This window comes from Nocardia salmonicida NBRC 13393 (assembly GCF_001613085.1).
Lineage (GTDB): Bacteria > Actinomycetota > Actinomycetes > Mycobacteriales > Mycobacteriaceae > Nocardia > Nocardia salmonicida.
Genome location: NZ_BDBR01000069.1, coordinates 13674 through 35251, shown reverse-complemented (window position 1 = coordinate 35251; position 21578 = coordinate 13674). Strand labels below are relative to the sequence as shown.

Sequence of the window (21578 nt, the reverse complement as noted above, 5' to 3'; positions counted from 1 at the left end):
TCTCACAGTTTGCCGGTTCCACCGATCAACCACGGGTTGAACGTGCAGTCCAGCTTCGGGTGGTTGACAGAATCGAGGGCGTTGAGGGTGATCGATGCCGCGCGCGGCGAGTACATGATGGTGAGGTGGTCGGACAGGTCCTGTTCGCACCCCTCTTGCAGGGTGATATTGCGAACGGTGGCGCCCACTCCAGCTTTGAGGAAGGTCAGGTCGTAGGGGTTGGTGACCTCGTCGTAGCGAGACCCGACTGCTGTGTAGTCGACGCCGGGAACCGTATCGCCTTGGGCGTTGAGCGTGGCGTAGAACGGGGAGCCGACAACTTGTTGAATGTTGGAGATCCCGATGATCGGTTCGTAAAAGCCCAAGATGTCGATTCCGAGGTTGTTGATGGCGCGCCCGAGTGTGGCGATCCCCAGAAGTGTTGTGCCGTGGTGGGTTGCCCCGAAGGTGACCAGCTTGCCGACTTTTTCGGCGCCGCCTTCGAATTTCAGATAATGGTTCGCGACTGTGCCGCCCTGTGAGTGGCCGACGATGTCGACCTGGTCCGCGCCGGTGGCGCTGCGGACGCGTTCGATGAAGTCGGCGACCTGACGTGAGGAGTCCTCGATGGGGCCAACGCCGTAACGGCCGGGGAGAACGCCGGCAAGACCCCCGCCCTCGATGAGCCCGGAGCGTCCGAAGTTGAGAGCGAAGACGCAGAAGCCAGCGCGAGACAACTGCGGTGACAGGGCGCTGAAGGTGTCGAAGGCGTTGAGCCAGCTGCCGTGCAGCAGCACTACTGGGCGCGGGTGGGCAACGCTGGGCTTGCAATCCCACTTGTTGGCGCCGACCGGTGCGACATCAGGATTGGCGAGTCCGTAGGCGAACGCGGCCAAAGGAGCAGTCAATTCCGGACCTTCGCCCGTCGGGGCAGCCGCAGTGCTCTTTCCCCAAGCAGTGCCGCTGCCCGACGAGCCACCGGAACCGCTACCTGTTCCACTCCCCGTGCCGCTCCCTGAGTCAACGATCGCTGTGGGTTGTCGGCCGTCAGCCGCAGGCGTCAAACCGGCAGTAACCGAATCGGCAAGTGCCTGCAGGTCCGAGGCGGCAGGCGCCGCACTCGCCGATATAGGCGCGAGTCCGGCGACCGATAGCCCGGCGACGATCGCAGTGGCTATGGCAGTCCGCCGAATTCGTTGCTTCGTTGCAAACATATGTGCAAGTCCCATCTGATCATCCACGAGCCCGCAGCTGCTGTGAGGCGAACCACAATCGCTGGAGAATGTGATGCGCATCGCTGCATAGCGGTGGTTAGGAAAGTCTGAACCGGGCGGTCTGCTCAGTCACTCCACTGGGGGACGAAATCGTGCAACACATGTTGTCAGCAGCGCCAAAAGCAGCGTTTCACCATGCCGACCGATACCCACCCCGACTCCGCCGGAGTCCGGAGGCCGCCTGGGGCGGACGCTGCTGGAGCTCGGGCACTGATCGACACAGCGTGTCCGAGCACCGAGGTCGGCCAATCAGTCCGGTCGGATCGGATGCTTACTGCGTCGCACGATCTGGGACAGTTCGCAGTCACAGCATCAAACTTCCTGGACGCGTCAGCAGGTTTGTTCGGCGGCCTTTTTGATACCGCTGACTTGGCTCTCCCACATGCCGCGAGCGTGTTCCACCTCGTCCGCGTCGGCATTGTTGTCCTGGCTCAGCAGCAGATGAGTCGTCGCGCCGTTCTCGGTCAGCTCGTAGGTGAGCGTGTGGTAATTCTCCGGCACGTCCGGCTGGCCGGTGAGCGAGCTGAAGTGGGTCATCTTCAGCAATCGGCCGGGCTCGAATTCGAGGATCTCACCCTTGTCCTCGTATTGCTGCCCCTTGAACTCGCCCCTCCAGACGATCGGGCCGCCTACCTCCCAGTCGGTTATCACCTCGGCTCCGAACCAGAGCTCGCGGAGCTGCTCGGGATCGGTCATCACGGCCCACACGTGCGTCGAGGAGGTGCTGATATCGATCTCTGCGGTGGCAATGTATCCGGTCATTATCGCAACTCCCATAGTCGAGTGCCTTCACCGTATAAGGGCCGTGCCCTGCGGTCTTGGACAAACGCGTCATGCGGCGAAACGCCTCGCAGATCAACAGCTCTGAAACCGCCACGCCCCGAGACGATTTCGCACGTTCTGCGCACTGAAGCCGCGCCGACACGCCGCAGTTCTCCTACGATGGACGGCGGCAGATACCAGCACAGTATGAGGAGTCGATGACGATGGGCGACAACGCGAATGTGATCGATCAGTCGAAGCCGAGCATCGCCCGGGTCTACGACTACCTTCTCGGCGGCAAGGACAACTACGAAGTGGACCGCGCGATCGGTGACCACTTCAAGGTGGATCTGCCCGGATCGGTGGCCATCGCGTTTACCAACCGCCAGGCCCTGATCCGCGCCGTGCGCACCATGGCTGAAGCCGGACTGACCCAGTTCCTCGATTTCGGCAGTGGCCTGCCCACCGCCGACAATGTGCATCAGATCGCGCAGGGGATCAATCCCGACGCACGGGTGGTCTACATCGACAACGACCCGATCGTGCTCGCGCACGGGCGTGCTCTGCTGGCGACCAACGACAACACCACCGTCATCCACGCCGACGTGCGTGATTACACCAGCATCCGGGCCGACCCCGAAGTGTCGCGGCTCATCGACTTCGACAAGCCGATCGCGATGATCTTCAGTGCGATCCTGCACCACCTCAACGACGACGAGGACCCGCAGGCGGTGGTCGCGTACTGGGCCGACCAGGTGCCCGTCGGCAGCAGCGTGTTCATTTCCCACTTCCGCTCCGGTGACAATGCCGAGACCATCAAGGCCGAGGCGAAGTTGCAGGCGACGTTCGGGCGTGGTCGCTGGCGCACCGACGACGAGATCACGGCCTTGTTCGGCGAACTCGCGGTGCGGGAACCCGGCGTGATCCCGGCGGCCCGTTGGAATCAGGACCTCGGATTCGCTGATGGTTCGGCACCGATCGTTTCACCTGATCACGAGTTGTCGGTGTGGGAGGAACTCATCGTGGCGGCCATCGCCGACAAGCGCTGAGGCGGTTCGTCCGGCCCGCGGCCACGGCGAAATCTGGCCTGACGGGCCCACCCAGCTGCGCGTGTGACCGGGTTGCCTGGGTCTCGCACAGCCGTTAGCCTGCACACTGCCGTCGGACCACGACCGGGGACGGCCACATCATCGCACCGGGGGAATATCCATGTCGGCACCACAAGCATCGGGCTATTTCGCGTCTACCGCCAACGGCTTCTACTGCGCCTACTGCGGTTCGACGCCAGCGGCGCAGGTCGACATTCGGGGGCACCGCGGCTTCGTCATCTTCATGCAGTTCCTGAAGTCCCCCGGCCCGTTCTGCCGCGATTGCGGACTCGCGACCTATCGCAGAATGACGGTCGAGAGCATGTGGATCGGCTGGTGGGGCTTCCTGTCAGCCGTGATCAATCCCGTCACCATGCTGATCAATCTCGGCTCCCGCTCGACGCTCACCAAACTGCCACCGCCGATTCCTGGCGGACCGCGCACCCCCATGCAGCCGGGCAAGCCGCTGTTCCAGCGTGTCGAATTTCTGCTGGCCGTCGCAGTCATCCTTTTGGGACCGATCATCCTGCTTGCGCTGGCATCGCTGAGTTAGGACTGCAACGACTCTCGGGTGAGTAGTGCTGGTAGATCGTGGCGTGGTGTTGGATTGTGCGGTGGCCGAGCCGGATTCATTGAAGGTGGGTCACCCGAAAACCTCACTGCGACAACGAGCATCGTTGATACGCGGTCCGCGCAGAACATCCGTTGGACCGACAAATCAACTTGTAGCATCGCCGCCCGTGACGCTGCGCCTGTTCGATATCGCCACCCGAAGCTCGCGGGAGTTCACTCCGCTGATTCATGGCCAGGCCAGTGTCTATGTAAGTGGTGCCACGGTGCAGGATCTGCCGCACACCGGCCATGTTCGCAGCGGAGTCGCGTTCGACGTGCTCCGACGGTGGCTGATGGCCCACGACCAGGACATGCGCTTCATCCGCAACGTCACCGATATCAACGAAAAGATCCTGGACAAAGCCGCCGCGGCAGGTCGGCGAAGGCAACAAGGCGCTGTCGGGCAACGACATAGACACAGCAACGGACGCTGCAGGTCAGGTGCGCGCGATGCTCGGCATCCTCGGATTGGACCCCCTGGACCCCCATCGGGACCAGCGCGCGGACACCACCGACACGGTCCATCATGCGCTTGATGTCTTGGTGACCGAACAACTCCAGCAACGTGGGGCGACACCATGCCATTCCGCCAAAGTCTTTGTGTCCCAGTCATAGCGCTGATATCGGCCGACTCCTCCATGGGCGATCGGCGACAAGATCTGCTGCTCGCGACGAGGCCACCAGTCGAATTGATTGTCCCAAGAGGCGAAGTCATCAGTATGGAGCAGCGTCGCGGCGCAGGCAGCGGCCAGCTGTGCCGCAAGCGTGGACTTCCCAGCGCCGCCGGGGCCGTCCACAGCGACCAACCTCGTCGACCCCAGCAGTGGCATGCTCCGCTCGACGAGGGAGACGAGGTCGTCAACGCGCATATGAGTCATTGTCTCGCGCTCTCGGTGCCCTGATGAAAGTACAGTCGCCAGCCGTGTTTCGTCCGCCGCCACAGCGAACTCCGGAAGGCGCCGCGCCCATCGGATTCGGATATGTAGGTCAGATGGACGACATCGTCGGCAAGAAGTTCGCCGCGCATACCGAGCGCCGAGATCGGTTCGGCCAACGTCGCGGCCTGCTCGACGACCACCGCGATGATCTCTGATCGGCTCCATCGGCGCCCCGAGGCGCCGATCTCGCAAAACTCGGGATCGAGCAACTCGGAGATGAGTTCCGGTGATGACCGCACCCTCGGATCGAGGAGTCGCAGTTCACGGATGATCGCGGCATCTACTGCTTCGGTCAGCTGATCCGACATACCCCGCATCTTGGTCCCTGACTCAGTCGAAGTCGAACCAATTCCATCAGCTGAGGGAAGTGGAGCCGACCTCGGTTGGCCTCTGTGGCGCAGCAACACCCTTCGATTTCCCGATCAGTGGGCGAACAGTTGGACCTGGTTCTCGCTCTGGGCGCGGCGATGAGCTGGAAGAACCGTGCGGTGTAGATGTAGGGCGCGCGCGTGGCCATCGCCAGTTCGAGTCGTTCGAAGAACCGCGGGTCGTTCTTGCGAGCGTAGGGGATCGGCGTAGGCGTTCGGTGCGATCACCGACACCACGCCGTTCGGCGCCACCAACGCTGCCAGCACGGCGATCAGCGTTTTCGGGTCGGGCACGTACTGGATCAGATTGTGGCAGAGCACCACATCGAACTGACTGTTCGCGAAATGCTGGGCCAGCTCATCGACGCCGAGGAGCCGCGTGCTGATTTGGTCACCGACGCCCTGCTTCTCGGCGAGGGCGCGCGCATCAGCCAGCGCCGGTTCGGAGATGTCGACGATGGTGACGTGGTGCCCGTCATTCGCGAGCTCGATGGCGTCGAAGCCATTGCCCCCGGCGACGTCGAGTACCCGGCTGCCTTGGTGGAGGTGAGGCATCAGGTTCGCGGCGGCGATGCTGTAGCGGAGTTTGCCCCACGGGGTCGTCTGCCATTGTTGAAAGGTCGCCAGTTTCGCATCGAACACGGTTTCCGAATCAGCCATCGCACCAACGCTTTCGGTCCAGTAGATTCCTCGGATCTGCGGCCCACACGCTGCACCAGCTCCGACGATAGCCAATTGAGGCGCTCGCGGCGCTGACACCTCACCGACCGGGGCAGGCGAAGAGAACGAAGCAAGTGGTGGATGTGTCGTTGCTACTGGCCTTGGCTGGGTGTCCGGTCGCGGACACGGGAAGGGTGACCAGTGCACCGTCACGATCACTGGAGGCCGAGTCGATGTCAGCAGTGTCAGCATGAATAGTCAATCCTGTTCTTCGACAAAGTATTCGGCCGTAGCGTTGATCTGCCGAACATCGGCGACGGGGCGCTGACGCGCCCGATCGGGAGGGGCACGATGTCACACCACACCGCGTTGCTGATGATCGACATGCAGAACGGATGCACGCGCCAAGATCTGCGCGATTCGCTGGGGTGGCCGCCTATCTGGCGGTTGTCCGAGATCGTCGGCGAGTGTGCTGGGCTGCTCGCGGCCGCACGCGAGGCCGGAATGCCGGGGGTGCACTCGTGGAACGCTCAGATCATGGATGCGGTGGCGCCGAAGGCCGGCGACGTCGTGCTACCCAAGACCATGCACAATTTCTTCGCGTGGACCGAATGGGGTCCGGTGCTGCGGAGTCTGCGGGTCGAGCGGTTGATCGTCGCGGGACTGCAGACCAATGTCTGCGTCGAAGCGACTGTTCGGGCCGGGCTCGAACACAATTTCTCCGTCGCGGTCGCCGAGGACGCGGTCAGCACCGACGGCCCCGACCTTCATTTCGCGTCGTTGAACTCGATGCGAGTCATCTACGTCGAGGTCGACACCTGGCGGGAACTGATCAAGCCGAACGCGCCATGGGATCGCGCCTTTCGGACGCCCTACTATGGGCGAACCCCGAATACTGGTCGGATCCGGCGTTCGTCGAAAGTTGAGTCGGCTGCCCTTCGGCTCGGCGATCACCGTGCCATGTCGGGTGGGGGGACGTGCGCGGCGATCTACGAAGGTATTGCCAGTTCACTGTCGAGGCACGACTGTTCACAAAGACCAATCCAGTGCTGTCCGGCGGTTGACGTAGGCATCATCCATCAGCTCGAGAAGACGTTCTTGGGTGAGCTGGGTGCGGACACCGCTGGCGATGTCGGTGATCTGAACGGCGTTCTGCGCGAATTCGGTCGGTCCGATGACCGCGATCATGTGGTCTCTCTTCGTACGGGCGTGTCGAACGCGCGCTCCCAATGACCCGTCATAGTCGACTCGGCTACGAAGTCCTCGGTGACGAGCTTTGTCGGCGAGTGCGCGCGCTGCACCGTCCTGGTCGGCGCCGACCGGCAGGACTGCGATCTGGATCGGAGACAGCCAGAACGGCAGGCGCCCCGCATAGCGTTCGAGTAGCGCTGCGGTGACGCGCTCCATCGAACCGACGGTGCCTCGATGGATCATGACGGGATGGTGTTCGCCGCCATCCGCGCCGATATAGGTGAGACCGAATCGTTGGGGCTGATTGAAATCGAGTTGCACGGTGGCAATGGTTTCCTCGCGGCCGCGTCCGTCCTGAACCTGCAGATCCAACTTGGGGCCGTAGAACGCTGCTTCGCCCGGAGCTTCGACCAGTTTCAGTCCGTGCTCGTCGAGGACGGACCGTCCGGCGGTACGAAGGTTGTCCTGGGCGTGCGCCCACTGGGCGTCGGTACCGAGCCATGTCGAGGAGGCGTCGTCTCTGGTCGACAGTCGGACGTAATCGACGGGAAGTCCCAGGATCTGTTGCGCACGCAGCGCTGCCCGCAGCCCGAGTTCGGCTTCGTGCAGGACCTGGTCGGGTCGGCAGAAGACATGAGTGTCGTCGAGGTTGATCTGGCGGACGCGACTCAAACCAGAGACGACACCGGAACGTTCGGCTCGGAACATGGCGGCGAGTTCGTTGAAGCGAAGCGGCAGTTCACGATAGGAGCGTTGAGTCGATGCATAGATCAGCGCGTGGTGGGGGCAGTTCGCCGGCCGCAGCATCAGCTCGTCCTCGCCCATCCGCATGGCGGGGAACATGTCCTGGCTGAACTTGCTCAGATGGCCGGAACGCTCGTAGAGCGCCCGCTTCCCGAGGACCGGTGAGAACACGCCGAGGCAGCCATCGGCCGACGCCAGCTCCTTGGCCAGCTTGTGCAGCTCCTCCCGAATAACGGCCCCCGCAGGCAGCCACATCGGAAGACCGGAACCGGCAAGCGGGTCGGTAGCGAAGATGTCCATGTCGAGATTGAGATCTCGGTGGTCGGCGACCATAGTGTCTGCTCCTGGTGGTTGGTACCGGAACAGACGGGGAAACGACGAAGCCCCGGAACACTGTTCCGGGGCTCGAGATGTCTGCGGGAAATCAGTCCATCACGAAGGCGCCGGAAGTATCCGGCGTCGTCGTAGAAATGAGATGTCCCTGCATAGCGCAGCAGTCTACATGATGTGCGAGTCGCTGCGCATTCAGTGTGTCTGCCGACAACCCAACCCTGTCACCACCCGCGAACAATGCCATGACCCGCAAACCGTGCTGGTCCAACCGAATTGGCAGCAGAAGAACGGATTGATCTCGAAAGATCTCCATCGCAGGCACCGCGACCGAAGATCGCTGGCGCACCGCAGGCCCGAAAACCAGGGCATCGCCACCAAAATCTTGCGCTGCACAATGCGTCTCGCTACCGAGGCCGGCATCTCGCGTTCGCATAACGTACCGGCAAGACAACATCGCACCCAGGCGTGTCATAACGGTAACCGAGGCGACCTCGATACACAGAGACGGAATCCGTCGCTAATGGATCGAACTGGCCCCGAGCGGCAACGACGGGTAAGGGGATGGGCGAGGGGAGTGATGGGCAGCACGGTGACGCTCGGCTGGAAGACGAGGTCGGGTCTCGGCGGGTTCACGGTGGGGGATGGCATGTCGATGGATGCCACCTTCTGTGGGGCCACGGTGGGCAGCGGACACCGCGGGGACGGAGCCGCCGGGACACGAGTCCGTCCAGTGGCCTGGAGTTTGTGCCCAGCTCGAGCGGGTATGCGAGGCGGTGGACGCAAACGGGTTCTGGAGAGCCGGTGCGGTTGGAGAGCGGGTCTCGGTGTTGTTGATCGCGGATCCGGGCAAGCCTGCTGCTGTCGCGGAACGCCTCGCGGAGTGCCTGCCAGGGCGTCTGCGAAGCCGTGGCAGGCTCGAACGCCAGTGGTCGACGTGTGTGCGCCTCGAGCGTTATCTTCTCGCTGAGGGAGCGGATTTCGCCGAGGTGATCGACGCGGTCGATCCGTCCGCCGAATCCGAGGACCTCGTCGTGTACCTCACCGATCTGCCGCGTCGTGAGGACACGCTTCCGGTGGTGGCCGATGTCAGTGCCGAGCACCGATTTGCGCTCATCTCCGTGCCTGGGGTGGGCGGGATCCAGATCGAGCGACGCATTCGCACTGTCACCGAACTCGCGATCTCTCAGATGGTCGGGGACCCGGAACTCACGCCGGCCGGAGCGGCGCGACGGTTTCCGTCTGCGCAGATCACGAGCGGCATCAGGTACTTCACACCCCCGGGACTGCGGCGATCGCGTCTGCTGTCGGGGATGGTGCGGGCCAACCGGCCGTGGCGACTGGTCACGGGACTCTCGAAGGTACTCGTCGCTGCGTTCGCCACCGGAGCGATCGCGCTGGCCACCGACACGATCTGGATGTTCGCCGACACGATGGGCCCATGGCGTATGGGCGCGGTGACGGTTCTGTCGGTCGTGGCGATGATTCTGTGGCTGATCCTCGACCACGAACTCTGGGAGCGACCGCGGTCGGCGGCCGAACGCGATCGATCAGTGCTGTACAACTCGGCCACCGTGATCACGCTGGTCGTCGGCGTCGGCGTCCTGTATGTGGCCCTGTTCTGCCTGCTGCTGTTCACCGCGTGCCTGGCTCTTTCTCCGGAGCTGCTGTCGCCCGTTCTGGGGCACGAGGCGAACTTCTCCGATTACCTCACCCTTGCTTGGCTGCTGGCGTCGATCGCGACTGTCGGTGGGGCGCTCGGGTCCGGTCTCGAGGACGACACCGCGGTCAAGGATGCGGCGTACGGGGCCCGCCAGCGCCAACGCATCGACGAACAACGCAGTGGCTCGGACCATGCTTGAGGACATGGCGGGTACGGCACGCGTGCCCATCGTTCATCGCCGGATCCATTCTCGGCGGTTCGAAGATCCCTGCGGCGATTGCTTTGTGATCGGTAGCGGGCAGAAGATCGCCGACACCTGGCTGATCGCACACGACCAGGTCTCGGTGCCACTCGACATGGCGAGCGGCAAAGGCGTGGTCGACCTCGATCTAGGGGCGCGGAGCGCCTGTAATGACCGGTCAGCGACCCGACCGGCAGTGAGACCGGCTAGCACGCACTCCACGCCGAATGCGAACTCGATGTCGGGACGGGGAGGAATTCGAGCAGGTGGCCGATCGCTGTGCTCGGGAACAGTGGGGGCAGCCAGGCTGTTGGTTCGAGCTGCACGCTCGCGCCTTGGGCGCACCAGTCTATGGCGAGTTGGCGGACCTGCGGGTGGGTCGAGACATCGTCGTTGGTGCCGCCCGCGATGAGTACAGGTGCGACTGGTTTGCGGTTTCCTATCCGCTGATCGTCGATGATCGCGGCCAATTCCGGTGAGCTGTTGATGATCTCGGCGGGGGTGCGTCCACCGGCCGTGTAGTAGGTCACGGGGCGCAGCATGGTTCGGATCACAGCTTCAGCGATGCAGGTGTTGGCGAGTTCGGCCATCATCTGTTTGCCCGCGGGGTTGGTCGCGGCGTCGACGAGTGGGCGGTCTCGGGATAGTCGGCGACGATCCCGTTGAGTACATAGCCCAGCAGCCCGCCCGCGAAGCCCCCGATCACGCCAGGCGCGATCCTGGTGATCGCCGGGGCACTGAGCATCACCGAGCGCAGGTCTGCGGGCGGGGCTCCGGTGTAGGTGCCTCGCAGGTCTAACTCGGGGGCATATTCGCTTTGCAGCTCGGCGGCCGCCGCGGCGGCGCCACCGCCCTGGGAGTAGCCGAATATTGCGCTGGGCCGTGTCCTTCCGGTCAGGTCTTACGCGGCGCGAATCGAGTCGAGGACCGCGTGGGCTTCGGCGGCCCGGTTGACGTAGTCGTGGACCGCGGGAGTGCCCAGCCCGTAGTAGTCGGTCATCACGACCGCCATTCCACGCGCGAGCAGTGAATAGGCGGTGATCATCTCGTAGCTGACCCAGACATCGAGGGGAAAGCTGTAGTGGATGAGTTCGGCGAACCCCTTCGACGGAGCGCACTGGTCGCCTTGGCCCTGGGTGCCCGGCGCGACCGCGATCAACGGCCGGGGTCCAGGGCCCGACCACGGCAGGGTCGGTTCGAGGTAGGTGCCGGTTACCGCCGCCGGGGCGCCGTGAGTGTCGGCGCTGAGATACATGATCCGGGTGGCGTTGGCCGGGACCTGTCCTTCTTGTCCGGGAATCGCCAGCGCGAGCGAGAAGTTCTCACTGCGCAGAATCTGCCTCGGCGTGCTGGTCGGCAGCGGCGTCGGCGGCAGATAGAAGTCGCGATCGTCGGGTTCGGTGAGCATGCTGGTCATCGTCTTGCGGTCGAATGGCCACAGATCGATGGTGTTCTGGTCGGTGAAGTACCAGGAGTTGCAGCCGGTGTTCCACACTGTGGGCCCCATCGCTTCGGTCACGGCGTCGTTGAATCGGGTGGTCGCTTCCTCGGTGACTTCGACGGTGTCGAACTCTCCCGCGGCGAACCGCTCGAGCCAGGCGGCGATATAGCGCGCGGTCAGTTCGGCCGAGTACTGCAGCGAGATCGACCCGGTCGGCGAGTTGGGCCCGAGCACGGTGAACAGGTTCGGGAACCCGGGGATCGCCGACATCCGGTACGCGCGGGGGCCTTTGGCCCAGGCTTGGTCGATGGTGAGTCCGTCGCGGCCGCGCAGGTTCATCGGGCGCATGTAGTTGTGCGGGTGGAATCCGGTCGCGAAAACGATGACATCGACGCGGTGTTCGCGGCCGTCGGCGGTGCGGATGCCGGTCGGGGTGATCTGGTGATGTTGTCGGTCACCAACTCGGCGTTGTCGGCCTGGATCGCCCGGTAGTAAGTGCCCGAGATGACCTGCCGCTTACACAGTGGCTGATAGTCCGGAGTCAGTGTCTCGCGTAGGTCCTTGTCTCGGACCTGGGCGCGCAGTGACAGTCGTGCCAATCGTTGCAGGCCGCGCCGTCGCCATGGCGGGCGCAGCGCGACATCGGCGAGGATTCCCGACGCCCATAACGACGCCGCGTACACCCGATCATGCAACGCCGGTGACGTTTCGAACACCTTGGTGATCAACGAGGACTGACCGATACCCATCGGCGCCCACAGCACCCACTGCGGAGTGCGGGTGAACTGGGTCAACTTCGCAGCACCGGGCTGCAACGCCGAAACGACCTGCACACCGGTCGATCCCGTCCCGATCACCGCCACCCGTTTACCGTCGGTGACCAGCGAATCGTTCCAGGCCGCAGTGTGGACCGTGTCGCCGGCGAAGCTGTCGAGCCCGGGGATGTCGGGGGTGAAGGGGTGGTGCAGTACACCGGTCGCGGCGATGACGAAGTCCGCGGTCAGTTCCGTGCCGTCGGCCACGGTGACTACCCACCGGCGTCCGTCGAACACCGCGTCGGTGACCTCGCTGTCGCAGCGCAGGTGCTCGCGCAGCCCGAACTTCTCGACGACCTCGGCGTGATAGCGCTGAATCTCCCGGCCGGTCGCCCACACACGAGTCCAATCAGGTTTGGGGGCGAAGCCGAACTGGTAGAGCTGCGACGGCACGTCGCAGGTCAAGCCGGGGTAGCGGTTCCAGAACCACACGCCACCGACGTCGGATCCCTTTTCGAGGATGACGAAATCGTCGAACCCGGCTTTCTTGAAGGTGACCGCGGCCGCGATCCCGGCCATACCGGCGCCGATGATGATGATCTTCGGCTCACGAATCGGCGTCGTTGCCATGAGTCTTCGCCTTTCGGGCACAGACGGGTTCAGGACCCGGTCGGGGTGTGCAGTTGTGCTCGCAGGATCTTGCCGCTGGCGTTGCGGGGGATCTCGTCGAGCACGATGAACCGTTTGGGCACTTTGTAGCGTTCGAGCTCGTCGCGCACGTGCGCTTTGAGCGCGTCCTCGACCGGCGCGGTAGCGTCGGGTCCCAAGACGATGAAGGCGTTGAGTACCTGCCCGAACTCGGCATCGGGAACGCCGATCACGACCGCGTCGGTGATCGCGGGGTGCGCGGCGAGGCGGTCTTCGACCTCGCCGGGGAAGACGTTCTCCCCGCCGGAGACGATCATGTCATCGGCACGGCCGTCGATGAACAATCTCCGCTGAGAATCGACATGCCCCATGTCCCCGGTGGAGACGTGTCCGTCGATGACCTCCTTGGTCAAGATCTTCGCCGCGGGGTCGGGGGTGTAGCCGGTGTATTCCAGACCGCTGCGCACGAAGATCTCACCGATCTCACCCGGTGCGGCTTCGGAGCGGTCGGGGCGCAGGATCCGTACTGACACTCCGAGCGCGGTGCGGCCGATGGTGTCGGGTGCGGCGACAAGATCGGCCGGGGTGGCGATGGTGACCAGACCTGCCTCGGTCGATCCGTACCCGTTGACCAGGATCGGGCCGAACGCCTCGATCAGGTTCGAGATGGCGGTCGGCGAAATCGGTGCGGCCCCGGTGACAATGATCCGCAACGACGAACGCGCCGAGGCATTCTCAGCCAGTTCTGGCGCGGCGAGCAGCCGTTGCAGCATGACCGGTACCGCCATCACCACGGTGACCCGGTGGCGGGCGATGTCGTCGAGCGCGGTCGCGGCGTCGAAGCGGCGTCGGCAGATCGCCGTTGCGCCCAGAGTCAGCGGACCGAGCAGCGACAGCAGCCCGAAGCCGTGGAACATCGGCGGCGCGACCAGCACCCGATCGGTGGAACGCAGCCGCAGAATCGCCATCGCGGTCAGCGTGAGTGCCACGATCGCGCTCGGCTTCACCGCACGCGGCACTCCCTTCGCTAGTCCGGTGGTTCCCGAGGTCAGCAGGGTCATCTTCACCGCGTGACGGACCCGCGGCGGCGCCGGATGACGACGAGCAGCCAGATCATCCAGCGTCGGCACCCCAGCAAGGTCGGCGTGCGGTTCACGCCACGCGAGCACCCGCAGCCCCTGGTAGCCGACCTTATCGACCGTGATCGCGTACTCGTCGTCATAGATCAGCACGTCAGGGTCGTGCCGAGCCAGAATTGCCTGCAATTGCGCGCCGGGGAGTTCGGTGTTGATGAAGATCAACTCCGCACCCAGCTGCGCACCAGCGGCCATCGCCTCGACGAACCCGCGATGGTTGCGGCAGATGATGCCCACCGACTGCAGCAAGGTGGTGCTCGCGGCATGCAGCGCCGCGGCGATCGCTTCGGTACGCTGCTGCAACAGCCGATAGGTCAGCTGCCCGGAGTCGTCGATGATCGCGATCTTGTCCGGGTGGCGAATCGCGGTGGCCGCCAACAGCATCGCCGGAGTGGGACCGTACCGGTAGAAGCTACGCGCGAGCGCTGTGGCTTTGCGGGGTCCGACCGGGGCGAGCATGCCCGAGGCGAACACTGCCGGTATCGCCGAACCCCACTGCCGCAAGCTGTGGGTCAGATCAGCGGGCATTCGTGCTCACCTGTACTTGATCGTCACCGGCGGAATCGGCCACCGCCGACAGCGTCTGGGCGGCCGGGGGCGACTGCTGGAGCCGAGACAGGGATGCCTGTGTGTCGCCGAGGTTGCGGAAGATCCGCTCGGTGACCAGTTCCAGGGGCCACCGGAACACAATGGCCAGGACTGCGGAGGGGTACCCGTAGAGCGGGGTCATCGTGCGCGGCTTGCGCACCACGGCCTTGGCCAGCACCTTCGCCGCGTCATCGGGGGTTTGGCCGGGAAGCACCCGCATCCAGCGACTCGGCGCGCTCATCCGGGTGTGCAGCAAACCGCCGTAGAAGGTGGTCAGAGTGACCCCATCGGCGCGGGCCTCTGCACCGACCGCTCGCATCCACCAATCGAAAGCCAGTTTCGACGACAGGTAGAAGCCCCACTTGGGCGCGTTGGGGAACATGATCCCGACCGTGGACACGTTCACGATGTGACCGCTACCGCGCGCACGCATGCCGGGCAGCAGGGCAAGCGTCAGCCGCATCGGGCCGAGGTAGTTCGCACCGGAGGTAGCGGTGATGTCCTTGGGGCGGTCGTAGGACAGATGGATCGAGCGCCGCAGCGACTTGCCCGCGTTGTGGATCAGGACGTCGACCTCGCCCAGGTCATAGCGCACCGCTGCGGCGAACTCGGCGATCGACTGCTCATCGGTCAGATCCAGGCGATAGGGATAAGCCTCGCCACCGGCGGCGTTGATCTCCTCGGCCACCTCGAGCAGCCGGTCCATCGACCGGGCGGCGATGACCACGCGGGCACCCGTGGCGGCGAACCACTTCGCCGTCGCCTCACCCACACCGAAGGACGCCCCGGTGATCACGACTACCTTGCCCTCTACCTCCCTGCGCAGCGCGGCTCGGCTGCGCAGCCCGCGGGGGCCGATGACCCACGCGATCGCGCGCGCGACTGGTGTCTCGACGATCCGCGAGGGACCAGTAGGCAGAACTTCAGACATCAGTGATCACTCCGTCGTCTTCGACATGGTGGACAAGGGGCCGAGGAAGGCCACGGCTTGGGGGTCCGAGAGAGCGGCGTCGATAGCCCGCTGGGTCAGCTCGATGCTCGGGTCGGTGCGCAGCGCGGCGAAGATGGTGCCGAACAGGTTGCCGACGACGAGGTCTTTGACCTGGTCGCGGCTGATGTCGCGGGTGCGGCTCCAGTCCACTACCAGCCCCTCGATGAACGACACGAACCCACCGATCGCGGCGCGCAACACCGGCGAGGAATCCGAACCGGTCACCTCCACAACCAACGCATCGATCAACCGGACCCGGTGCAAATCGCGAATCTCGCGGACTTCGCCGTCGGCGACATCGGCGAACAGCGCTTCGAACGCTCGCGGCTGGTGCTCGGCCTCGTCGAGCAACCGATCGATGCCGCGGGTCAACCGATCCAGTGCCGGTCCACGCATCGCGAGCAGATCGCCCCAGAACTCGTCGGCCGCTTGCTCGAGAACCGCCAGGTAGAAGCCGCGCTTCCCGCCGAAGTGGTAGCCGATCGACCCCGCGGATACACCGGCCGAGCGCGCGAAGTCCACGATCGAGACCTCCTCGTAGCGCTCGTTGCTGAACGCGGCCTTACCCGCCTGCAGCAACGCCGCTCGTGACGCCTCACCGCGTCGGTTGACGCCCATCGCACCTCCAGTTTCTGAACGAAAATCAATAAACTGAGCGTAAGCGGCTTTCGCGCACGCGGTCAAGAACTTTCTGAACGAAAGTCAGATAGTGAATTCGCAAACCTTGTTGACCTGCACTCCGGCGGGCCTACCTCACCCGCATCGAGTGATGGCGCCGCGAGCACCGTCAGGCCTGTAGATCTTCAGTCGCACAGCGGATTGTGTGGGCTGGGCCGGTACCTCAATTCGGGCGGGTGGTGATTCGTTGTGCCACCACCGCCGCGTAGGTGCCACGTTGCCCGACCTCGGCAATCCACCCTTGTGTAGTCATGACATCTAGGCCCAGCAAAGCGGACAACGACCTGCTGGAAATCGGCGTCCTGCAAGCGCTTGCCCTGCATGGGGTCTCGGTGCCCGACGACGTGGCGCTGGTCGGGCACGACGACATCGAATTCGCCCGCTCCGCCATCGTGCCGCTCACCTCGGTCCGCCAGTCGCGCGCCGAGATCGGCGCTGCCGCCATCGATCTGCTGATCTCGACGGCCGAAGGCGGCAAGCGTGCGCCGGAGCGCATCTGTTACCGCGCGCACCTGGTCGAGCGCGCCTCCAGTATCGGTTGACCGGCCAATCCGTGGGCGATCACCTGCGGCGCGGACAAGGTGCGCGAACTCGAAGCCGCCAACCTGCCCGAGTCGGAGAAGGCTTGCTGGCGTAAGGCCTGCGAGCGTGCGTTGGGCGTCGGTGGTCTGCGCGCGCAGGCCATCGGTCCTGGCCGGGCGCACTCCTGACGGATGCCTGCGCTGCATCGGCGGAGTCGGGGCCGGGTTTCACCGCGGTATCACGATGAAGCCTCCGCGCCGCGCCGCAGGCTGCCTATGGCCTGCGGCGCGATCGCGGAGATTGCGAGGACATTCGCTGACGCCAGCTATGGATACCGTGTAAGTTAATGGTGATTCTTCACAAAGGCGGGAAGTTCCGACGGGTTTGCATCACTTCGGGGAAGCGCAACGACGCGATGGTTCCTCCCGTCCGAACGTAGAGAAAGTGGTGTGGCCGGATGCGATTCAGTGCTCCCGTAACTCTGTCGGCTCTAATCGTGGCCGGGGTGGTCTGCTCGGGGTCCAGCGTTCATGTCCCGAACTCCGACACGTCGGTCGACCCGGCGGAAGCCCTGCTCGCCACCTCCGCTGCCGGAAACGAAGGTAGCGGGGGTGTCGAGGGCGACGGGGACACGGCACTGTCTCGAATGGTGGGTCTGCTTCCTGTGGTGCCCGAGCCCTCCCGCGGCTGGCGAGAGGTGAAGTCCTCTGCTGACGTGGATCCGATTGTCACCGAGGCAGTTTCAGTGCGGAGCGTCCCATTGCCGATCGGCCGTGGTGCGTTAGGGATCCCGGAGATAGTTCTCGCTGCCTATCGCAATGCGGAGTTGACACTCGAATCGACACAGCCCAGCTGTGGGGTCACCTGGAACCTGCTCGCAGCTATCGGCCGGATCGAATCCGCGCACGCAAGCGCCGGTCGCACCGACGCTGCGGGGACAACGACGACCCCGATCTTCGGCCCGGCGTTGGATGGCACGCTGCCTGGCAACGAGGTCATCGTTGCCGGCGACGGCAGTGCGGTCCGCGCGCTGGGGCCGATGCAGTTCCTGCCCGGCACCTGGAGCCGGTACGCCGCGGACGGAAATGGTGACGGCGTTTCGGATCCGCACAACGTCTTCGATGCGACCTCGGCAGCGGCAAAATATCTATGCTCCGGCGGCCTCGACCTGCGCGATCCAGCACAGGAGCTACGGGCGGTGCTGCGCTACAACAACTCGCGGTCCTATGCGGCCGATGTGCTCAGCTGGTCCACGGCTTATCGCACCGGCGGCACCGCGAGTCAAGCGCACATCGTGGAATCGGTTCCCTCGATGCCGACGCCTGGCCCGGGCAACGAGGATGTCGTCGCGGCGAACAACAACACCCCGACTGCCCCGGCCGAAGTACCCTCGGAGACCCTCGAGATGGCGGCCGAAGCACCCGCGGAGGTCCCCGACACGCAACAACCCGCCCCGGGAATGATCACCATCCCGGGCTTGCCGCCGATCCCGTGCGGCATCTTCTGCCCGCCGGTGGTGCAGGAACCGGGACCTGGCCAAGAAGCGGCCCCTGATCCGAGTGCCGTGCCTGTCCCAGATGCTCCGATCGAGTCGACTGCACCCACTCCGCCGCCGGCGATCACATTGCCGTTCGGCATCGTGGTTCCCATTCCGAGGAGCTGAGGCAGGGCCAGTGGCGAACGCTCGATGAAACGTGACCCGCTCAGTTTCGGGGGTGGACGGGCAATGGTGCCGCGACCCTTCGACGTGCATATAAGTTAGTGAGGATTCTGATGTAATCAGCGGGGATTACCTCGTCCTCGCTTTCATGCCGGTTGAGACGGCACCGTCCATGCCGAGCGAGGTGTAGATATACCCGCCATGGTCAATTGGAGATACGCGTCGTCGATGGCGCCCTCGCCGAAAACCTCTGCGAGTAAGCCGCGTCCGACCTCCCCGCGATCGGCGGCGCGGACCAGCCCGAGCGCAGCCTCACGGGTGTGGGCGTCGGGTTCCTCCGCCACCAGCGCGGCCACGATGGCAGCGACGCTCTCCTCGCTCCACACACCGGGCACAGCTGCGGCGATATCGCCGGCGGCGTGTCCGGGTGCGCGATACCACCGGCCGTCGTCCCACCAATAGCAGAAGGACAGCAGGCCGATGCCCGCGCGCGGGTTCAGCGTCGCATTCGCCACCCACGCCGGCGCGCCCGCGTAGAAGTCCGGCATCGGCGCTTCGCTGTTGTAGACGGCGTCGAGAACGGGATCGTTCCACACTCCTCCGGACAGGACGGCGCGGTCACCGGGCATGATCCAGAGCGAGGAGCCGCTGCGCTCGGTCCCCTCGAACAAGCCGAGCGCGGGCAACACCCGTGGCCCCCACGGTGAGCCGACCGCGACGAAGGCCGCGGACAGCACCGCCCACCGTGCCACCAGCAACGGCAGCGCGGGTAGCTCGACGGTCACGGCCGCCACGACCGGCTCAGCCCTCGCTGCCATCTCGGCGGGGCGAGACTGCCTGTCCGCGTGCCCGATATGGGCGGCGAGCCACACCGGCAGTCGGCGTCGTGGGAAGGCCTCGAGATCGGCTCGATAGACCTCGGCGGGGAAAAGGTGTTCGTCGGGAAAGGGTTGCTCGCCGAAGTCGTAATCCGTGCGCACCTCACCCGTTTCCGAAACCACGAGCAGGTAGCGCCACCAGGGGCCGTCGGGCCGGCCGGTCGATGCCTCCCGGTGCACGCGGACCAGTCCCATGACCTCTTCCGGCGGCAGGATCTGGACCGGCTGGCCCTGCTCGTCAGTGGCGACAACCGAGGCCAGTTCCGCGGCGACCGTCAGCACGAATATTGCGTGGATCCCCCTGCCGGGCTCCGCGAGTCCGGTCAGCAGCGCGGCGATACGACGGCTCGCCGCATCCGGCGGTGGCGGTCCGGCCTCGGTCGGGTCCTCGGTGTCGGTCACGATAGAGCACCTCCTCGATCGCGGCGCACGCTACCACCCGGCGGGAAACGAACGGTGTTGGTGAAACCGAACTTTCGCTCTTTACCGACCGACACATGCTGTGCGCGAGCAGAATTCGCTTTCAGGTCGCTGCGGGTTCAACTTCTTGCGGTCTAATCCGAGGACATCGAACGCCGAGGAGGACCGCTTTGCCGAGCGAACCAAGAGTGCTCCGGTGCCCCGCTGAGCAGTCGTGACCCTCATCATGCCGGACGGGTTGAAGTGGCTGGCCTGGGTGGCCGGCACGGCTTGGCCGGAAGGCGACGAGGATGCGTGCTGGGATGTCGCGGAGGCATGGAAGGCGGCGAGCGCGGAAATAGAGGCGCTGCTCGCAGGCATCGATGAGGCCAAGGCGACCACCGTGTCGGCCTATCCGCAAGGTGAAGGCGGTGTCGCGATGGGCAGCCGCTACGACATCCTGCGTACTGGGGACCAGTCTGTGGAGGCGCTGGCCGAACTGATGCAGACGATCTCCGACAGCGCGTTCGACATGGGCACCGAAATCCAGGCGACCAAGATCACCGTCATCGTGACCCTGGTCTGGCTGGCGCTGGAAATCCTGTGGGCATGGGTGTTTCCGCCGACCGCGCCTGCGGTCGAGGCGGCCGCGATCACCACGACCCGGTCCTTTCTCAAGGTGTTCGAGGACTTCGTTCAAAAGATCATCACTTCGATCGCCGCCAGACTCGGCGCCCCGACAGTCAAACGGCACTTCTGGTCCCAAGCGGTACGGCTGAAGCCGGTACTGCCGACCGCCAAGGGGTACGGCGTCTACGGTGTGCGGGCGATCGAGGCTACTGCCATCGTCGGCGCGATCAACGGCGGGGTGCAGGTCGGCCAGATCGCGGATGGTAAGCGCCGGCATTTCAACGGTCGCGAGTTCGGGTTGTCGGTCCTCGCGGGCGTTGCCGGAATGATTCCCGGCCGTGAGGTCGGTCGATACCTTGGCAAGGGCATCGACAAAGTCGCAGGCAAGCAGCTGAACAACGCGCCGGGGCGAGTGGGCCGAGGCATGGTGATCGGCGGTGTGTCCGGTGGCATCGGTACCGCTTTCGGAAACCTGGCGGTGGGCGCGGCCACCGGCGATTGGTCGTCGTTCGCCTCCGGTGCGGGCTGGACCGGCGGCATCGCGCGCGGAGCCGCCGTCGGCGGGGCGCGGGGCGGATTCGCCCTGGGAACTTCGATTCCCCCGGGGCGCGGAGACATTCGCTCCTACGTGTGGATGCCGAAACCCGCGGCAGGCGGTACCGCCGGTCCGCCGGTCACCGATGGATCGTCCACCAGCTCCTCGTCCGGCGCCGGCGTCGCCCCGTCGCGCCCCGGCTCGGGGTTCAGCGGTGGCAGTGTGGCCGGGACGTACTCCGGTCGCGGCGACGGTGGTTCGTCTTCCGGTAGCTCGAGTTCGGGATCCTCCGTGCGCGGCGACGGAGCGAGCGGGCACGGTCCACGCCCCGGCACACCGGAGTCGGTGTACCACGATGCATCGAGCGGGCCCGCCCCTCGCCCCGGCACACCCGAGACGGTGTATCACGATGCAGCCAGCACGGTTTCGGGATCGCACGCGGGTTCGACCCCCAGCTTCGTGACGGCTGCCAGTCAACCCGGCGCCTTCACCGGCAGGCCACCGACCTCGTTCGAGTCGTCGGTGGACGGCTGGGGCCCGACCGGACAGCCGCCGCACGGCAACACCGGATTGGTCGGGGGTGGGCAGCTGCCGCCCCCGGTCGGCAGCGAACCACCTACCCCGACTGGCAGTCGGCCACCGACCCCGGACGGCGCCGGTCACCACCGGGCCGGGGCCGACGAACCGTTTCTGGGTGAGGGAAAAGACGTACGCGGCAAGCCCCGCCCGAAGCAGGTGCCATCGGTGGAGCCGCTGCCTGGGGCCTACGAGCCGCCTCCCGCAGGTGCTTCGCACTCGAGCGACTGGGCGGGCGCGGATCCCGCCCAGGCCGACGCGAACGTCGATGTTCCTTTCACCCTCTAGCCA

The 21578-nt window shown here is 65.1% G+C and carries 17 protein-coding genes and 4 pseudogenes; 9 read left to right on the top strand and 12 right to left on the bottom strand.

The features are described 5' to 3' along the window. Nucleotides 1-2 precede the first annotated feature (2 nt). Both NS1_RS37415 and NS1_RS37410 read right to left on the bottom strand, forming a co-directional pair. The gene (locus tag NS1_RS37415) at nucleotides 3-1193 is read right to left on the bottom strand and encodes an esterase/lipase family protein (protein ID WP_062992324.1); all 1191 of its coding nucleotides are present in this window, start codon (nucleotides 1191-1193) and stop codon (nucleotides 3-5) included. Nucleotides 1194-1583: 390 nt separating this feature from the next. Next, complete coding sequence (locus NS1_RS37410) at nucleotides 1584-2015, bottom strand: SRPBCC domain-containing protein (RefSeq protein ID WP_062992322.1); 432 nt, start codon at nucleotides 2013-2015, stop codon at nucleotides 1584-1586. Between the two features lie 224 nt (nucleotides 2016-2239). Here NS1_RS37410 and NS1_RS37405 point away from each other — a divergent pair, with 224 nt between their 5' ends. The 3 genes and pseudogenes from NS1_RS37405 to NS1_RS42100 form a co-directional block, all read left to right on the top strand. Beyond that, entirely contained in the window at nucleotides 2240-3064 is an 825-nt protein-coding gene (locus NS1_RS37405; protein WP_062992320.1) for an SAM-dependent methyltransferase, read from the top strand. 160 nt (nucleotides 3065-3224) lie between these two features. Beyond that, entirely contained in the window at nucleotides 3225-3656 is a 432-nt protein-coding gene (locus NS1_RS37400; protein WP_062992318.1) for a hypothetical protein, read from the top strand. A gap of 187 nt (nucleotides 3657-3843) precedes the next feature. Then, nucleotides 3844-4095 (top strand): annotated as a pseudogene (locus NS1_RS42100) (cysteine--tRNA ligase); the annotation flags it as partial. A 144-nt stretch (nucleotides 4096-4239) separates the two neighbouring features. On the opposite strand, the gene NS1_RS37395 reads toward NS1_RS42100, so the two are convergent. From NS1_RS37395 to NS1_RS37385, 3 genes are all read right to left on the bottom strand, one after another. Next, a complete protein-coding gene (locus NS1_RS37395; protein ID WP_062992316.1) occupies nucleotides 4240-4584 on the bottom strand; it encodes a (d)CMP kinase in 345 nt (114 codons plus the stop codon). A gap of 5 nt (nucleotides 4585-4589) precedes the next feature. After that, complete coding sequence (locus NS1_RS37390; RefSeq protein WP_062992314.1) at nucleotides 4590-4961, bottom strand: nuclear transport factor 2 family protein; 372 nt, start codon at nucleotides 4959-4961, stop codon at nucleotides 4590-4592. Between the two features lie 114 nt (nucleotides 4962-5075). Then, a complete protein-coding gene (locus NS1_RS37385) occupies nucleotides 5076-5900 on the bottom strand; it encodes a class I SAM-dependent methyltransferase (protein ID WP_218020014.1) in 825 nt (274 codons plus the stop codon). A gap of 132 nt (nucleotides 5901-6032) precedes the next feature. Here NS1_RS37385 and NS1_RS39695 point away from each other — a divergent pair. Next, nucleotides 6033-6443 (top strand): annotated as a pseudogene (locus tag NS1_RS39695) (cysteine hydrolase family protein); the annotation flags it as partial. Nucleotides 6444-6710: 267 nt separating this feature from the next. On the opposite strand, the gene thrS reads toward NS1_RS39695, so the two are convergent. Then, nucleotides 6711-7949, bottom strand: coding sequence for a threonine--tRNA ligase (gene thrS, locus NS1_RS37375; RefSeq protein WP_062992308.1), 1239 nt, complete (start codon nucleotides 7947-7949; stop codon nucleotides 6711-6713). 773 nt (nucleotides 7950-8722) lie between these two features. Here thrS and NS1_RS37365 point away from each other — a divergent pair. Further along, a complete protein-coding gene (locus tag NS1_RS37365) occupies nucleotides 8723-9808 on the top strand; it encodes a hypothetical protein (RefSeq protein WP_062992304.1) in 1086 nt (361 codons plus the stop codon). 248 nt (nucleotides 9809-10056) lie between these two features. Here NS1_RS37365 and NS1_RS42095 read toward each other — a convergent pair. The 5 genes and pseudogenes from NS1_RS42095 to NS1_RS37340 form a co-directional block, all read right to left on the bottom strand. Beyond that, nucleotides 10057-11183: pseudogene (locus tag NS1_RS42095) on the bottom strand (lipase family protein). 39 nt (nucleotides 11184-11222) lie between these two features. Beyond that, nucleotides 11223-12676: pseudogene (locus tag NS1_RS37355) on the bottom strand (flavin-containing monooxygenase); the annotation flags it as partial. 29 nt (nucleotides 12677-12705) lie between these two features. Then, entirely contained in the window at nucleotides 12706-14358 is a 1653-nt protein-coding gene (locus NS1_RS37350) for an AMP-binding protein (protein ID WP_062992300.1), read from the bottom strand. Continuing rightward, on the bottom strand, nucleotides 14348-15349 hold the full coding sequence (locus NS1_RS37345) for an SDR family NAD(P)-dependent oxidoreductase (protein WP_062992298.1): 1002 nt from the start codon (nucleotides 15347-15349) through the stop codon (nucleotides 14348-14350). Before NS1_RS37345 ends, NS1_RS37350 begins: the two co-directional genes overlap by 11 nt. 6 nt (nucleotides 15350-15355) lie before the next feature. Next, nucleotides 15356-16027: a TetR/AcrR family transcriptional regulator gene (locus tag NS1_RS37340; protein WP_062992296.1), complete on the bottom strand. Its 672-nt coding sequence runs from the start codon at nucleotides 16025-16027 to the stop codon at nucleotides 15356-15358. A gap of 311 nt (nucleotides 16028-16338) precedes the next feature. Between NS1_RS37340 and NS1_RS37335 the strand changes: the two genes are divergently transcribed. The 3 genes from NS1_RS37335 to NS1_RS37330 all read left to right on the top strand — a co-directional run bounded on the left by NS1_RS37335 (nucleotide 16339) and on the right by NS1_RS37330 (nucleotide 18272). Beyond that, the gene (locus tag NS1_RS37335; protein WP_062992294.1) at nucleotides 16339-16629 is read left to right on the top strand and encodes a substrate-binding domain-containing protein; all 291 of its coding nucleotides are present in this window, start codon (nucleotides 16339-16341) and stop codon (nucleotides 16627-16629) included. Nucleotides 16630-16668: 39 nt separating this feature from the next. After that, a complete protein-coding gene (locus NS1_RS42090; protein ID WP_255284834.1) occupies nucleotides 16669-16797 on the top strand; it encodes a hypothetical protein in 129 nt (42 codons plus the stop codon). A gap of 638 nt (nucleotides 16798-17435) precedes the next feature. Beyond that, a complete protein-coding gene (locus NS1_RS37330) occupies nucleotides 17436-18272 on the top strand; it encodes a lytic transglycosylase domain-containing protein (RefSeq protein ID WP_307620595.1) in 837 nt (278 codons plus the stop codon). A 143-nt stretch (nucleotides 18273-18415) separates the two neighbouring features. Here the strand turns inward: NS1_RS37330 and NS1_RS37325 are convergent, their stop codons facing one another. Then, nucleotides 18416-19549 (bottom strand): hypothetical protein, encoded by a 1134-nt coding sequence (locus NS1_RS37325; RefSeq protein WP_062992290.1) that lies wholly within the window; start codon nucleotides 19547-19549, stop codon nucleotides 18416-18418. Between the two features lie 232 nt (nucleotides 19550-19781). Between NS1_RS37325 and NS1_RS37320 the strand changes: the two genes are divergently transcribed. After that, nucleotides 19782-21575 (top strand): WXG100-like domain-containing protein, encoded by a 1794-nt coding sequence (locus NS1_RS37320; protein WP_062992288.1) that lies wholly within the window; start codon nucleotides 19782-19784, stop codon nucleotides 21573-21575. The last annotated feature ends 3 nt before the right edge of the window (nucleotides 21576-21578 follow it).